14 protein-coding genes and 1 riboswitch are annotated in these 14,132 nt (G+C 73.8%); of the genes, 9 read left to right on the forward strand and 5 right to left on the reverse strand.

What is annotated here, in order from left to right; genetic code table 11:
* Positions 1-52: 52 nt before the first annotated feature.
* Genes dhaK through ACILSK_RS10805 form a run of 4 tightly spaced genes read left to right on the forward strand, consistent with a single transcriptional unit; the run spans position 53 to position 3,161 of the window.
* Positions 53-1,054 (forward strand): dihydroxyacetone kinase subunit DhaK, encoded by a 1,002-nt coding sequence (gene dhaK, locus ACILSK_RS10790; protein WP_395727165.1) that lies wholly within the window; start codon positions 53-55, stop codon positions 1,052-1,054.
* Positions 1,055-1,058: 4 nt separating this feature from the next.
* Positions 1,059-1,709 carry a dihydroxyacetone kinase subunit DhaL gene (gene dhaL / locus ACILSK_RS10795; protein ID WP_395727166.1) on the forward strand — a complete coding sequence of 217 codons (651 nt, stop codon included), beginning with the start codon at positions 1,059-1,061 and terminating at the stop codon, positions 1,707-1,709.
* Positions 1,706-2,128: a dihydroxyacetone kinase phosphoryl donor subunit DhaM gene (dhaM, locus tag ACILSK_RS10800; RefSeq protein WP_395727167.1), complete on the forward strand. Its 423-nt coding sequence runs from the start codon at positions 1,706-1,708 to the stop codon at positions 2,126-2,128. Before dhaL ends, dhaM begins: the two co-directional genes overlap by 4 nt.
* Positions 2,129-2,138: 10 nt before the next feature.
* Positions 2,139-3,161: a phosphotransferase gene (locus tag ACILSK_RS10805; protein ID WP_395727168.1), complete on the forward strand. Its 1,023-nt coding sequence runs from the start codon at positions 2,139-2,141 to the stop codon at positions 3,159-3,161.
* 20 nt (positions 3,162-3,181) lie between these two features.
* Here the strand turns inward: ACILSK_RS10805 and ACILSK_RS10810 are convergent, their stop codons facing one another.
* The gene (locus tag ACILSK_RS10810; RefSeq protein WP_395727169.1) at positions 3,182-3,526 is read right to left on the reverse strand and encodes a BlaI/MecI/CopY family transcriptional regulator; all 345 of its coding nucleotides are present in this window, start codon (positions 3,524-3,526) and stop codon (positions 3,182-3,184) included.
* Between the two features lie 173 nt (positions 3,527-3,699).
* Between ACILSK_RS10810 and ACILSK_RS10815 the strand changes: the two genes are divergently transcribed.
* The 3 genes from ACILSK_RS10815 (at position 3,700) to ACILSK_RS10825 (ending at position 7,664) form a co-directional block, all read left to right on the forward strand.
* A complete protein-coding gene (locus tag ACILSK_RS10815) occupies positions 3,700-4,875 on the forward strand; it encodes an iron ABC transporter substrate-binding protein (RefSeq protein WP_395727170.1) in 1,176 nt (391 codons plus the stop codon).
* 133 nt (positions 4,876-5,008) lie between these two features.
* The gene (locus ACILSK_RS10820; RefSeq protein ID WP_395727364.1) at positions 5,009-6,523 is read left to right on the forward strand and encodes an ABC transporter permease; all 1,515 of its coding nucleotides are present in this window, start codon (positions 5,009-5,011) and stop codon (positions 6,521-6,523) included.
* Positions 6,513-7,664: an ABC transporter ATP-binding protein gene (locus tag ACILSK_RS10825; protein ID WP_395727171.1), complete on the forward strand. Its 1,152-nt coding sequence runs from the start codon at positions 6,513-6,515 to the stop codon at positions 7,662-7,664. The genes ACILSK_RS10820 and ACILSK_RS10825 overlap by 11 nt, the downstream gene beginning before the upstream one ends.
* On the opposite strand, the gene ACILSK_RS10830 is transcribed toward ACILSK_RS10825, so the two are convergent.
* From ACILSK_RS10830 to ACILSK_RS10840, 3 genes are all read right to left on the reverse strand, one after another.
* Complete coding sequence (locus ACILSK_RS10830; RefSeq protein ID WP_395727172.1) at positions 7,643-8,416, reverse strand: ABC transporter ATP-binding protein; 774 nt, start codon at positions 8,414-8,416, stop codon at positions 7,643-7,645. The two genes, ACILSK_RS10825 and ACILSK_RS10830, sit on opposite strands and share 22 nt — an antisense overlap.
* The gene (locus ACILSK_RS10835) at positions 8,409-9,323 is read right to left on the reverse strand and encodes an ABC transporter permease subunit (protein ID WP_395727173.1); all 915 of its coding nucleotides are present in this window, start codon (positions 9,321-9,323) and stop codon (positions 8,409-8,411) included. The genes ACILSK_RS10830 and ACILSK_RS10835 overlap by 8 nt, the downstream gene beginning before the upstream one ends.
* Positions 9,320-10,393: an ABC transporter substrate-binding protein gene (locus tag ACILSK_RS10840; protein WP_395727174.1), complete on the reverse strand. Its 1,074-nt coding sequence runs from the start codon at positions 10,391-10,393 to the stop codon at positions 9,320-9,322. The genes ACILSK_RS10835 and ACILSK_RS10840 overlap by 4 nt, the downstream gene beginning before the upstream one ends.
* Positions 10,386-10,481: riboswitch (TPP riboswitch) on the reverse strand. (Overlaps the previous gene by 8 nt.)
* Before the next feature lie 148 nt (positions 10,482-10,629).
* Here ACILSK_RS10840 and ACILSK_RS10845 point away from each other — a divergent pair.
* Positions 10,630-11,457, forward strand: coding sequence for a DUF1295 domain-containing protein (locus ACILSK_RS10845; protein ID WP_395727175.1), 828 nt, complete (start codon positions 10,630-10,632; stop codon positions 11,455-11,457).
* The gene (locus ACILSK_RS10850) at positions 11,454-12,278 is read left to right on the forward strand and encodes an oxygenase MpaB family protein (protein WP_395727176.1); all 825 of its coding nucleotides are present in this window, start codon (positions 11,454-11,456) and stop codon (positions 12,276-12,278) included. Before ACILSK_RS10845 ends, ACILSK_RS10850 begins: the two co-directional genes overlap by 4 nt.
* Here ACILSK_RS10850 and ACILSK_RS10855 read toward each other — a convergent pair.
* A complete protein-coding gene (locus ACILSK_RS10855) occupies positions 12,258-14,063 on the reverse strand; it encodes a threonine/serine exporter family protein (protein WP_395727177.1) in 1,806 nt (601 codons plus the stop codon). The two genes, ACILSK_RS10850 and ACILSK_RS10855, sit on opposite strands and share 21 nt — an antisense overlap.
* Positions 14,064-14,132 lie beyond the last annotated feature (69 nt).

A 14,132-nucleotide genomic window follows, 5' to 3' on the forward strand; every position in this document is an offset into this window, starting at 1 on the left:
GGGGGAAGATCGTCGGGGGCAATGACGCCCGCACAGCAACGAGAGGAACCTCGTGAAGAAGATCATCAACGACCCGACGACCGTCGTCACCGAAGCCTTGCAGGGCATGGCGTTGGCCCATCCCGATCTGATCACCGTCACCCTCGACCCGGCCACCATCGTGCGGGCCGACGCCCCGATCCAGGGCAAGGTCGCGCTCGTGTCCGGTGGCGGAAGCGGTCACGAACCGTTGCACGGCGGCTTCGTCGGTGCCGGCATGCTGGACGCGGCCGCGCCGGGGGCCGTTTTCACCTCGCCCACCCCGGACCAGGTCCTCGCGGCCACCCAGGCGGTCGACGGTGGTGCCGGGGTGCTGCACATCGTGAAGAACTACACCGGCGACGTCCTGAACTTCGAGACCGCGGCCGAACTCGCGGCGGCCGAGGATATCCAGATCAGCAGCGTCGTGGTCGACGACGACGTGGCCGTCAAGGACTCGACCTACACGGCGGGCCGGCGGGGTGTCGGTGGCACCGTGCTGCTGGAGAAGATCGCCGGGGCGTCCGCGGCCCGCGGCGACGACCTGGCGACCGTCACCGCGATCGCCCAGCGGGTGAATAGTCAGGTGCGGTCGATGGGCATGGCGCTGACACCGTGCACCGTCCCGCACTCCGGCGAGCCGTCGTTCACCCTGGCCGAAGACGAGATGGAGATCGGCATCGGCATCCACGGCGAGCCGGGCCGGCACCGGGTGAAGCTGCAGTCGGCGGACGAGATCGTCGCGACCCTGCTCGGGGCCGTCGTCGAGGACCTGCCGTTCACCAGTGGCGACCGGACCCTGCTGTTCGTCAACGGGATGGGCGGCACGCCGCTGATCGAGTTGTACCTGGCGTACCACTCGGCCCGGTCGTTCCTGGGCGAGCGTGGCATCGAGGTGACTCGTTCGCTCGTCGGCAACTTCATCACCTCGCTGGAGATGCAGGGCATGTCGATCACGCTGCTCAAGTTGGACGACGAGTTCATCGAGCTGTGGGACGCGCCCGTGCACACCCCCGCCCTGCGCTGGGGCGTGTGAGCCGATGACGTGTGACGCCGCGAGCACGGTCGCCGGGATCCGGGCGGTCGTCGCCACCATCGCCGAGCACAAGGTGGAGCTGACCCGGCTGGACCGGGACATCGGTGACGGCGACCACGGCGAGAACATGGCGCGCGGGTTCACCGCGGTGCTGGCCAAGCTGGATACCACCGAGTTCGACACCCCCGCCGCGGTGCTGAAGATGGTGGCCTCCACGCTGATCTCGACCGTCGGCGGGGCGGCGGGGCCGCTGTACGGCACCGCCTTCCTGCGCGCATCGACCGCGGTCAAGGACCAGCCGACGCTGGATGCCCAAGGTGTGGTGACCGCGCTGACCGCGGCCCGGGACGGTGTCGTCGCGCGGGGCAAGGCCGAGCTCGAGGACAAGACGATGGTCGATGCCCTGACGCCCGCGGTGAACGCGGCGCGGGCCGCCGCCGAAGTCGGCGACGACGTCGCCGCGGTGCTCCGGGCGGCGGCGACCGACGCGAACCTGGGCGCCGAGGCCACCATCCCGTTCCAGGCCCGCAAGGGTCGCGCCAGCTACCTGGGCGAAAGATCGATCGGGCACAAGGATCCCGGGGCGACGAGTACGGCCTACCTGCTCGCCGCGCTGGCCGATGCCGCCGCCGGATCCGCGGCCGAGTCGTCGTGACGGTCGGCATCGTGCTGGTCTCGCACAGCGCGCAGCTGGCGGCCGGCGTGGCGGAGGTGGCCGGGCAGATGGCGCCGAACGTGGCCATCCGGCCGGCCGGCGGGCTCGAGGACGGCTCGGTCGGCACCTCGTTCGACCTGATCACCGCGGCGATCCAGGAGGCCGACGCGGGCGACGGGGCGATCCTGCTCTACGACCTGGGTTCCGGGTACCTCACCGCCGAGACGGCCGTGGAATTCCTGGAGGGCGAGCAGGCCGACCGGGTGGTCATCGTCGACACCCCGTTCGTGCTGGGCGCGGTCTCCGCGTCGATCGCCGCGAACGTCGGCCTGGATCTGCGCGGGGTGGTCGGTGCCGCGCTGGAGGCGCGCACCGCGAACGGTCCCGGTGGGGTGCGGTCGGTCGACGAGTTGGAGTAGCGCCGCCCCCTTGGATTTCGGCACCGCGGTCTGGTCGTCCCGGGCCTGGCAGGCGGCCGCCGTCGAGTGGCTCGACCACCGGCTGGCGGATGCCGGGATCCGGCGGACCGGGCCGGTCGCGCACCCGCACATCCGGGCCTGGGCCACGGCGGTGCGGGTGCCCACCGACCGCGGCACGTACTGGTTCAAGGCGTGCAGTCCCGGTACCGCGTTCGAGGTCCGGCTGTACGCGGTGCTCGCCGAACGGGTGCCGGCCCACGTGCTGCGGCCGCTGGCCGCCGATCCCGACCGGGCCTGGATCCTGCTGCCGGACGGCGGGCCGCTGCTGGGCGAGCAGCTGTCCGGGCCCGCGCTGGCGCGGGCACTCGGCGCGGCGCTGGTCCAGTACGGGCGGGTGCAGCTGGACCTGATGCCCGCGGCGGGGCGCATGCTCGCGGCCGGGGTGGCCGACATGCGACCGGCCGCCATGCTGCAGCAGTTCGACCGGGCCGTGGCGATGACGGCCGCCGGCGTGCGGGACGACCCGGACCGGCGCGGCCGGCGCGCGGCGGTCGCCGCCGCCCGGCCGGCAGTCGAACGGTGGTGCGCGACGGTGGCGCAATCGGCCCTGCCGGCGAGCCTGGATCACAACGACCTGCACCCGCGGAACATCTTCTGGGACGGGGCCGGTTCCGGATCGGGGCAGGCCCGGTTCTTCGACTGGGGTGACGCGGTGCTCGCGCACCCGTTCGCCGCGGCGCTCGTCCCGCTGGGGATGGTGCGCCGGTTCCTCGACGAGCCGCTCGATGGGCCAGGCTTTCTCGCCGTCCGGAACGCCTACCTGGATCTGTTCCGCGACCTGGCGCCCGCCGAGGATCTGCCGGCGATGCTCGAGACCGCTTGCCGGGTGGCCAAGATCGCCCGGGCGCACACCTGGCAGCGGGCGATCGGCGCGGCCGCCGAGCAGGGCGACGAGGCGGCCGATCGGTTCCGCGACGCGCCGCTGGACACGCTGGTCGCGGTGCTCGACCAGGACTGGTTGACGGTCGGCTGAGCCGGTTCGCCGGTGGCCGATCAGGATTCGTGCAACAGCCGGGACAGCACCTGCTCATCGGCCGGGGACAGCGACCGGACGAACCGTTGCAGCACCGCCGCGTGGTCGTTGCCGGCCATGGCCCGATGCATCGCCGCCGCCACCTGGGCGGCCGGGTCGGTGACCGCCGAATAGGCGTAGCCGCGACCCTGCGGCTCGCGGACCGCCGCGCCCTTCTCCGTCAATCGGGACAGCACCGTCATCACCGTGGTGTAGGCCAGGTTCCGGTCGAGCCGGTCGCGAACCTCCCCGGGGGTCAGCGGGCGCGGACCCGCCGCCAGGACGCCGAGCACCTCCTGCTCGAGGTGTCCGGGACCGCGTCGCATGCCCATGTCCCCTCTCGCCCTCGGCCTGTGGTCCGGCCTGCGGCTCCGCGTCGAGCGGTGCGCGGCTCACATCGTAGGTCCGGCCGCACCCCGGTGGCGGGAGAACTACTACACAGCCTGTAGTACGGTACCTCTGCCTAGGCTACCCTTACCTAACTGCTGCAAGGAGTCCCATGCGTGTGCTGAAGATTCGCCGACCGCGACCCGCCAGGGTGCTGTCGGTGGCCGGAGCCCTGGGGTTGGTCGCCCTGGTGGCCGGCTGCGGTTCGGGTTCGGCCGGTTCGTCCGGGACATCCGCGTCAACGGCTGGATCGTCGGCCGTCTCGCCTGCGTCGGCTGCCTCAGCTGTCCCGCCGGCCGATTCGGCCGCCGCCTCCGCCCCGGCGTCGCCGGCCGCGTCCGCGGCCCCGGTGGCCGGTGGCACGCTGGTGCTCTACTCGGGCCGCAACAAGGACCTGGTCGGTCCGTTGCTGGAGCAGTTCACCGCCGACACCGGTGTGCAGGTGGAGTTCCGCGGCGGCGACTCCGGTGAACTCGCTGCGCAGATCCTCACCGAGGGCGACGCCTCCCCGGCCGACGTGTTCTTCTCCCAGGACGCCGGCGCCCTGGGTGCGGTCACCCAGGCGGGCCTGTTCGCCGCACTGCCGGCCGCGACCCTGGACCGGGTCCCGGCCGCATACGCCGCCGACGACGGCACCTGGGCCGGAGTGTCCGGGCGCGCCCGGGTCGTCGTCTACAACCCGACGCTCGCCCCCACCCCGCCGGACACCGTCGACGGACTGCTCGACCCGCAGTGGAAGGGCCAGATCGGCTACGCCCCGACCAATGCGTCCTGGCAGGCGTTCGTCACCGGCCTGCGGGTGCTGCGCGGGGAGGACGGTGCGCGGCAATGGCTGACCGCGTTCGCGGCCCAGGAGCCCAAGCCGTTCGAGCGCAACGGCGCCGTCCGGGACGCGGTCAACACCGGCGAGATCGCGTTGGGCCTGGTCAACCACTACTACCTGTACGAGAAGATCGCCGCCGACGGGGCGGCCGCGGTGACCGCGCAGAACCGGTTCATGGCGGCCGGCGACCCGGGCGGGCTGCTGAACGTGGCCGGGGTCGGCGTGCTGAAGACGGCGCCGAACGCCGAGCAGGCCCAGGTGTTCGTCGACTACCTGCTCTCCGACGCCGGCCAGGAGTACTTCGCGACCAAGACCAAGGAGTACCCGCTGGTGCCCGGCATCGCGGCCGCCCCCGAGGTGCCCCCGCTGGCCGACCTCAGCCCGCCGCAGATCGACCTGTCGGACCTGGCGTCGCTGGAGCAGACCCAGCAGCTGCTGTCCGAGGTGGGGTTGCTGACCCGGTGACCGGGTGACCTCGACCCAGCTGCACCCGCCCGCCCCGGACCCGGTCCGGGGCGGGCGCGGGCGTCCCCGCAACCGTCCCGACAGCCGTCCCCGCAGCGCTCCCCGGGGCCGGTCCGGGCGGCGGCCGCCGTGGCTGCTGGTCACCGCCGCCGCGCTGATCACCCTGGTCACCCTGGTGCCGCTGCTCTACCTGGGCGAACGCGCGATCGACCGGGGCTGGGGGTTCGTCGCCGACGAGCTGTTCCAGGTCCGCACGGCGTCCCTGATCGGTCGCAGCCTCGGCCTCGTTGCGGTGGTCACCGCGGCCTGTGGAGTGCTGGGCACCGCCCTGGCCGTCCTGGTCACCCGCACGTCGCTGCCCGGCCGCCGGTACACCACGGTGCTGCTCGCGCTGCCGCTGGCCGTGCCCAGCTACGTGGCCGCCTACATCTGGATCTCCGAGTTCCCCGGCCTGGCCGGCTTCTGGGGCGCGGCGATCGTGCTGACGATCGTCAGCTACCCGTATGTGTTCCTGCCCGCGGTCGCCGCACTCGCCCGGCTCGACCCGGCCCAGGAGGAGGTCGCCCGGTCGCTGGGCCGCTCCGGCGTCGCCGTGTTGTTCGGCGTGACGCTGCGGCGGGCCCGGGCCGCGATCGCCGCCGGCTGCCTGCTCGTCGGGCTCTACGTGCTCAGCGACTTCGGCGCCGTCGCGACCATGCGGTACGAGTCCTTCACCTGGGTCATCTACGGCGCCTACCGGGCCGGCTTCAACCCTTCCCGGGCGGCCATTCTGGCCCTGCTGCTGATGGTGTTCGCGGTCGCGCTGATCGTCGCCGAGGCGATGGCCCGTGGCCGGGCCAGCGCCTACCGGCTCGGCGCCGGCGTGGCCCGCCCGGCCCCGCTGATCCGGCTGGACCGGGCCGGCCGGGTGGCCGGGTTCGCGCTGGTCGGCGCCGTGCTGGCGGCCGGCCTGGTGTTCCCGCTGGCCGTGCTGGCCCGCTGGGTGGTCCGGTCCGCCCAGGCCTCGCTCGACCTGGGGGAGCTGACGGCCGCGCTCGCCGCCTCGCTGGGCTACGCGCTGGCCGCGGCCCTGGTCACCACCGCGCTGGCCGTGCCGGTCGCCCTGCTGGCCGCGCGCCACCGAGGACCCACCGTGGGCCTCATCGAACGGACCACCTTCCTGACCCACGCGCTGCCGGGCATCGTGGTCGCCGTCGCCGGGGTGTACCTGGGGGCGCGGCTGCTGCGCCCGCTCTACCAGACGTCGCCGCTGCTGGTGCTGGCCTACGTCGTGCTGTTCCTGCCGCTGGCCGTCGGGTCGATCCGGGCCGCCGTCGAGTCGTCGCCGGCGCGGTTGGAGGAGGTCGCGGTCTCCCTGGGCCGGTCGTCCACCCGGGCGTTCTTCGCGGTGACCGCGCCGATGGCCGCGTCCGGGCTGGCCGCCGGCGCGGCCCTGGTGTTCCTGGCCACGATGAAGGAACTGCCGGCGACGCTGCTGCTGCACCCGACGGGAACCGAAACGCTGGCCACCGGGTTGTGGAGGTACACCACCGTCAGCGACTACGGCAATGCCGCGCCGTATGCGGCCGCGCTGGTGCTGTTCGCCGCGGTGCCGACGGCGATCCTGGGTCGCTGGAGCGGACGGGCGGGGGAGATCCGTGGTCATTGAATTCCGGTCGGTGGGTCGCCGCCCGTCACCGGACCGGCGGCCGTTGGCGCATCCGGTGGTCAACGGGGACGCCGGCGGCCTGGTCGTCGCCGGGCTGACCAAGTCGTTCGGCCGGCAGCGGGTGCTCGACGACGTCTGCCTGACCGTGCCGCCCCGCTCGATCACCGCGGTGCTCGGCCCGTCCGGGTGCGGCAAGACGACGATGTTGCGGATCCTGGCCGGGTTCGAGACGGCCGACGCCGGCCGGGTGCGGCTGGCCGGGCGGGAGCTGGTCGGGCGCCGGACCTCGGTCGCGCCGCAGGACCGGCGGATCGGGCTGCTGCCGCAGGAGGGGGCGCTGTTCCCGCACCTGAGCGTGGGCGGCAACGTCGGCTTCGGCCTGCCGGCCGGGAAGGACCGGGCCGCCGCGGTCGACCGCTGGCTGGACATCGTCGGCCTCGCCGGCACGGCCGACCGGCGGCCGGAGGAGCTGTCCGGCGGCATGCAGCAGCGGGTCGCGTTGGCCCGGGCGCTGGCCGCCGACCCCGCGCTGATCCTGCTGGACGAGCCGTTCTCGTCGCTGGACGCGGCCCTGCGGATGACCGTGCGGGAGGAGATCGCGTGGGTGCTCCGGGACGCCGGGACGACCGCCGTGCTGGTCACCCACGACCAGGCCGAGGCGCTGTCGCTGGCCGACACCGTGGTGCTGCTGCTCGGCGGCCGGGTCGAGCAGATCGGCCCGCCGGCGCAGCTCTACCACCGGCCGGTCAGCCTGGCCGCGGCGGCGTTCGTCGGCGAGATCGTCGAACTCGCCGGGACCGCGTCCGGCGGGCACGTCGAATCGGGACTCGGCCGGTTGCCGGCCCGGATGCCGGTCCCCGACGGGCCCGTGACGATCGCCCTGCGGCCCGAGCAGGTGAGCCTGGCCGGAACGGAGACCGCCGCCGGGACGGAGACCGCCGCCGGCACGGGGGTCGCCGCGCGGGTGGTGGAGCACCGCTACTACGGACCGGACACGGTGATCCGGGCCCGGCTCGCCTCGGGTGAGCTGGTCGCCGTCCGCACCCCCGGGTACGCGCCGCGCCCGCCGGACGATGAGGTCGCGCTGGCCGTGGCCGGCGACGTGCTGGCCTACTCCGGTCAGCGCCGCGCCGGGGAGTGAAGCAGGTCCAGCAGCTCCGCCTCCAGCGCCACGAATTCGGGTGCGGTGAGCAGCCGGACCTCGCGCGGCCGGGGCAGTGGCACCGCCAGGTCGCGGATGATCCGGGCCGGCCGGGGGGAGAGCACCAGCACCCGGTCGGCCAGGTAGATCGCCTCGCGGATGTCGTGGGTGATCATCAGCACGGTCCAGTCGTGCCGCCGCCACACGCCCTGCAGCCAGCCCTGCAGGTCGGTCCGGGTCAACGAGTCGAGCGCGCCGAACGGCTCGTCGAGGGCGACGATCTCCCGGTCCTGCACGACCGTCCGCAACAGCGCCGCGCGCTGCCGCATGCCGCCGGAGAGCTCGGCGGGGTAGGCATTCTCGAAGCCGGCCAGCCCGAACTGCTCGAACAACGCGGCCGCCCGCCGGCGGCCCGCCGCCCGGGGAACCCCCTGCACGTCCAGACCCAGCACGGTGTTGTCCAGGATCGACCGCCACGGCATCAGCAGGTCGCGCTGCGGCATGTACGCGCAGTGCCCGACGGTGCCGGTGATGTCGGCCCCGGCCAGCTCGACCCGGCCGCCGCCGGTGGGCGGTTCCAGCCCGGAGAGCACGTTGAACAGGGTGCTCTTGCCGCAGCCGCTCGGCCCGATCACCGCGACGAACTCGCCCCGGCCGATGGCGGTGTCGATGCGGTCGAGCACCGGCAGCGGGCCGGCCGGGGTGGCGAACGTCTTGCTCACCCCGCGCAGCCGCAGGTAGTCGTCAGACATCACTGGCGTCGACGCTCCGCCTGTTCCAGGGGCAGACCAGCCGCTCGACCAGGTAGGTCAGTGCGAACAGGGTGATCGACAGGACCGCCGTGACGAAGACCGCCGCCAGCACCAGGTCGGTGCGGAACGAGTTCTTCTGCATGCTCATGTAGATGCCCAGGCCGCTGGTCGCGCCGACGTACTCGGCGAAGATCGCGGCGACCACCGCATACGTGATGCCGATCCGCAACGCGGTGAAGAACCGCGGCATCGCGCCGGGCAGCCGCAGGAAGCGGAACTGCTGCCAGCGCGACGCGCCCATCGACGCGAGCAGCCGGCCGGTCTCCCGGTCGGCGCCCGCGAAGCCCTCGATCAGGCCGATCGCCACCGGGAAGAACGTGGTCAGGATGATCACCAGCACCTTGGGCAGCAGCCCGAAGCCGAACCAGATGATCATCAGCGGGGCGATCGCGATGATCGGCAGGGTCTGCGAGCCGACCAGCAGCGGCACCAGCGCCCGGCGCAGCCACGGCACGAAGTCGACGGTCATCGCGACCGCCCAGCTGACCACCAGGGACACCGCGAACCCGATCAGCGTGACACCCAGGGTGGACAGCCCGTGCCGGGCCAGGTCGTCCCGGTTGAGCCACCCCTGCTGCGCCACTCGCAGCGGGGACGGCAGGATCTGCGGCCGCACCCCGGTCAATTGGACGGCGACCTGCCAGGCAAGGAGCAGGACCAGCACGACGAGCAGCGCGGGGCCGACCGTCCGCAGGATCCGCCGGACGCGAGAGGCGCCCGGCCCGGGCCGCGCGACCGGAGCCGGGCCGGCGGTCGGATCGGCAATCGGCTTGGCGGTCGGACCGACGTGGACCGGGCCCGTCGGTCCGGCATCCGGGCGGGTGGTCGGCGCGGATCGGATCGTCATGGGGTCAGGTACTCGTCGGTGAACAGCGTCGAGTAGTCCGGTTCGGCGGGCAGCGGGGCGCCGTCCGGCCCGATCAGCAAGCCGTTGTCGTACAGGAACTTTCCATAGCCGGACCACTGCGCCAGGGTTTGTGGGCCGACCTTTCCGTCGCCGTTCTTCAGGTACTGCGCGGCCAGCAGTTCCTGGCTCTCGCTGACCAGGGACGGATCCGGGAAGGCGCCGGGGTTGGCGTCCATCAGCAGCTGCGCGGCCGCGTCGGGGTTGTCTGCGGCGAACTGGTACCCGCGCTGCAGGGTCTGGACGAACGCGCGGGCCGCGTCCGGGTGCTCGGCCAGCCAGCTCCGGTTGCCGATGACGACGACGGAGTAGGCGTCGGGGAACCCGTAGTCGGTGTACGTGAAGTACTTCATCGGGGTGCCGTTGTGCTGCGCCTCGATGCCCTCCCAGGCCAGGAACGGGATGGTGAAGTCGACGTCGCCCGAGTACAGGGCCTCGTAGGCCGAGGTGCCGAGGGTGACCGTGGTGAAGTCGCCGGTGCCGCCGGCGTCCTTGATGACCGTCTTGAGTAGCGGTTCCTCGGTGGGGCCGCCGAAGCCGGCGTAGGTCTTACCGTCCAGGTCCTTGGGCGAGGTCAGGTCGGCCCGGTCGGCCCGCACCCCGATCGCGGTCGCCCAGTGCTGCAGCACGGCCAGCACGGAGACCAGGTTCGCGCCGGACGCCTGCGCCACCGTCGTCGAGTCCTGGAAGCTGATGCCGAATTCGGCGTTGCCGGCGTCGATGATCGTCTCGGGCAGCGCCGTGTTGTACGGCACGATCTGCACGTCCAGGCCGGCGTCGGCGAACCAGCCCTGCTGCAGGGCCGCGTACAGGCCGGTGTGGTTGGTGTTCGGGGTCCAGTCCAGGGCGAACCGGATGGTGGTCTTCTCGCTCGGGGTGGTGCCAGAGCCGTCCGCTGAGCCGGCCGCCGAGCTGCCGGGTGGGGAACCGCCGGCCGCCGAGCAGCCGACCACCGCAAGGACTGCGGCCAGGAGGAATGCGACGGCGGGTACGCGCCGCAGGCGGGGTCGCATCGAACGACAATCCCTTCGCTAGTACGAACTAGATCAGGTTCAACGGGTGTTTTCTCAGCCCCTGGTCGGGGCACCCCGTGTCGAGAGCTCACCCTACTCCTGCGCGGTCGACGGCCCGGTCGAGCGATCGGGCGAGCATCCTGGTGGCATCCGGCGGGGCCGGTCGGGCGGTAGTCCGGCCAGTCGGTGTCGGGACCGGCGGGCGCAGGTGACGGTGAACGGTGAGAGGGAGATCGATGGGTGTGACCGGGGTCGACGGCCGGAACCTGCGGCGGGTGGTGGCGGCCGCCGCCGCGGTGACCGCGGGGGTGCAGACCGCGACCGCGGTGCTGGCGCTGCGGCGCGGCCGTCGCGACTACGTCGACGCGGTCTGGGGGCCCGGCCTGGGGGCGATCGCGATCGCCGCCGCGGTCGTGGGTCGCGGCGACCGCACCCGGCGGTGGGCCCTGGCGGCGGCGACATCGGTCTGGGCGGCCCGGCTGGGCGGCCAGATCGCCGGCCGGCTCCGGCACAGCGACCAGGAGGATCCGCGCTACGCCGAGTACCTGGAGGGCGACTCCACCGCGGCGGTGGTCGGCAAGGTGTTCGTGACGCAGGGTCTGGCCCAGCTGGTCGTTTCGGCGCCCATCCAGCTGGCCGCGGCCAGCGCGCTGCCGCAGACGGCCCGGCGCCGCCTGCTCCCGGTGGGGCTGGCGGTCATGGTCGCGGGCGCGGCGATCGAGGCGCTGGCCGATCGGCAGAAGGACCGCTACCGGGCCCGCACGGACGCGGCGAAACCGCCGATCCTGGACACCGGCCTGTGGGGATGGTCGCGTCACCCCAACTACTTCGGCGACTCGTTGGTCTGGGACGGCGCCTGGCTCGCGTCCGCGGCGTCCGCCCCCGGCGGCTGGACCGTGCCGGCGCCGGCGCTGATGAGCTACCTGCTGGTCGTCGCCACCGGCGCCCGGCGGACCGAGCGCCGGATGCAGGACCGCCCGGGGTACCGCGACTACCAGCGGCGGGTGTCCTTCTTCGTCCCGCTCCCGCCGAAGGCTCGGGGCGAGCACCGGACCGGCCGGTGACGGCCGACGACGGGTTGTTCGGCCCGGCCAGCGTCACCTGGGCGGTGCACGCCGACCCGGTGTTCCCGGTTGCCGGGGTCCGGGCGTTGCTGCTGCAGGCGCTGCACCCGATGACGATGGCGGCCGTCGCCCAGCACGGGGGCTTCGACGAGGACTTCTGGGGCCGGCTGGAGCGGACCGTCCGGTACGTGAACACGACGACCTTCGCCCCGGCCGACGAGGCACGCCGGACCGTGGCCCGGGTGCGCGGGGTGCACCGGCGGCTGCGCGGGACCGACCCGGAGACCGGCCGCACCTTCCGGCTGGACGAGCCCGAGCTGCTGCTGTGGGTGCACTGCTGCCAGATCGAGTCGTACCTGGGCACCGCGCGCCGGGCCGGGGCGCCGATCGACGCGGCGTCGGCCGACCGGTACGTGGCCGAGCAGGTGCTGGCGGCGGAGCTGATCGGCATCCCCGGCGCGATGGCGCCGACGACGGTGGCCGGCCTGCGGGACTACTTCCAGGACGTCCGGCCCGTCCTGCGGGTGTCCGACGACGCCCGCCGGGCCGTCCGGCAGCTGGTGGTGCCCCCGATGGCCTCCTGGGTCCGGCTGCTCACGCCGGCCTGGCCGGCCTGGCTGACGCTGGCCGGGCTGGCGGCCGCCCTGCTGCCGCGCTGGGCCCGGCGGATGTACCGGCTGCCCGGCCTGCCCACCACCGACCCGGCGGCCACCGCGGCGTTGCGGGCGCTGCGGGTGGGCGCGTCGGCGTTGCCCGAGCGGTTCTCCGGGCCGCCGGAGGTCCGGGCGGCCCGTGCCCGGTCAGCGGCGCCGGCGGCGTAGCCAGTCGGGGGCCAGGGCCGAGCCGAAGACCACGCCGAGCGCGATGGCGACGAAGGTGACGCCGGCCGTGAGGATCGAGGTCACCCCGGCCTCGCGGGTGTCGCCCATCACCTGGGTCACCCCGACCAGGGCCACCGCGCCGGGCACCAGCAACCAGAACGCCGGCAGGAAGGTGACCATCGTCGGCGGGCCGGAGCGCTGACCGGCCGCGAACACCGCCACCGGGGTCATCAACGCGGCCCCGACGAAACCGGACAGGTAGCTGCCGACCAGCAGGCCGCCGAGCACCTGCCCGGCGAACGCGACATAGAGCACCAGCAGCATCCAGCCGAGCGACCGCGGCCGGCCGGAGAAGGTCAGCAGCACGCCGACGCCGAAGACCAGGACGCCCAGCCAGGGGCTGATGGCGCCGACCGCCGAGTCGCCGGACGGCACGATGTCGATCACCGGCAGCCCCACCAGCTGCACCCCGCCGACGATGCCGATGGCCAGCAGCACCAGCTGCAGACCGCCGAAGATGAACCGGCTCGCCCCCGAGATCATCTGCCCGGTCGCCAGTTCCAGCACCGCGGTGGTGAGCAGCCCACCCGGGATGAAGGTAACCAGTGCGCCCAGGATCGGCGGCAGCACGCCGGGATCCAGGCTGGTCCGGGCGAGCAGCGCGACCGCGGCCGAGACCGCGAAGGCGCAGGCGATCGGGACGAACACCTGCAACGCCGCCGAGCGCGCCGCCGACCACTGCTTGACGCCGCCGACCGCTGCGCCGAGCACCGCCGCCACCGGGAACGACAGCCAGGTCCCGGCCAGCACGATGGCCAGGCCGACGGCGATCACCGCGTGGCCGAGAACGACGACCGCCGGCCCGACGCTGGGCGGCAGGGTGCGAATCGCCCGGAGCCGGCTCAGCGCCTCGTGGACGCCGATCTCGCCGTCCTCCGCCTCCGCCGCGACGCGGAACACCGCGTCGATCTGGTCGAGCCGCAGCCCGGCCCCACCGCTGGTGGCTACCTCGGTGCGGGACCGGTCCTGCCCGGGCACGGTGATGATCAGCGCCGTCGGCAGCACGACGATCTCGGCATCGCGCACGCCGTTGGCCGCGGCGATGCGCACCAGGTCGGCCTGCACGTGGGTGACCGGGGCGCCCGAGCGGACCATCGCGTCGCCCAGTTCGACCAGCAGGTCGATCAGATCGTCGCCGCCCCGGGCGACGGTCACGGTCGAGCCGTCCGTCGGACCGGCCGCCGGCGGCGGACCGGGCCGGGCCGGCGCCGGACGGATCCGCCGGCGGACCACAGTGATCACCACCAGGGCCAGCAGCAGGACGGCGATGGCGATGAGTACGGTGCCGGCGCCGATGTCGGACCGCTGCGCGGCCGGCGGCACGGCCGGCAGCTCCGCGGTCGGCACCGGCCGAGAGGTGCTCGTCGCGGCGGTGCTCTCCGGCGTGCTCGACGGCGCCTCCGTCGTCCCGCTCGCCGTCGATGCCGGCGCGGACTCGGTGGCGGCGGTGGTGGGCGAGGCCGTGGGCGAGGCGGACCCGTCGGTGCTCCGCGAGGGCGCGGCCGACCCGGACGAGCCGGCCGATCCGGAGGCGCCGGTGCCCGGCGCGCCGGAGGTGATGGACACCGGGGACCCGGCTCCGGTGGTCGCGGCGATGCCCGGGCCGACCGGCGCCGGCGGGTCGGTGGTCTGCGCCGTGGCCACGGCCGGCGCCAGGGCGAGCAGGGTGGCGGCGAGCAGCAGGGCGGCGGCGCCGCGGACCGGTCGGGCCGTCAGCGGACCCACGAGGTGTCCAGGATCGCGTGGCGATGGTCAGGCACAGGTCGTCCCCGGTTCGATCGGTGGCCGTCAGTG

It is taken from the genome of Nakamurella sp. (assembly GCF_044224575.1).
Classification (GTDB): Bacteria; Actinomycetota; Actinomycetes; order Mycobacteriales; family Nakamurellaceae; genus Nakamurella.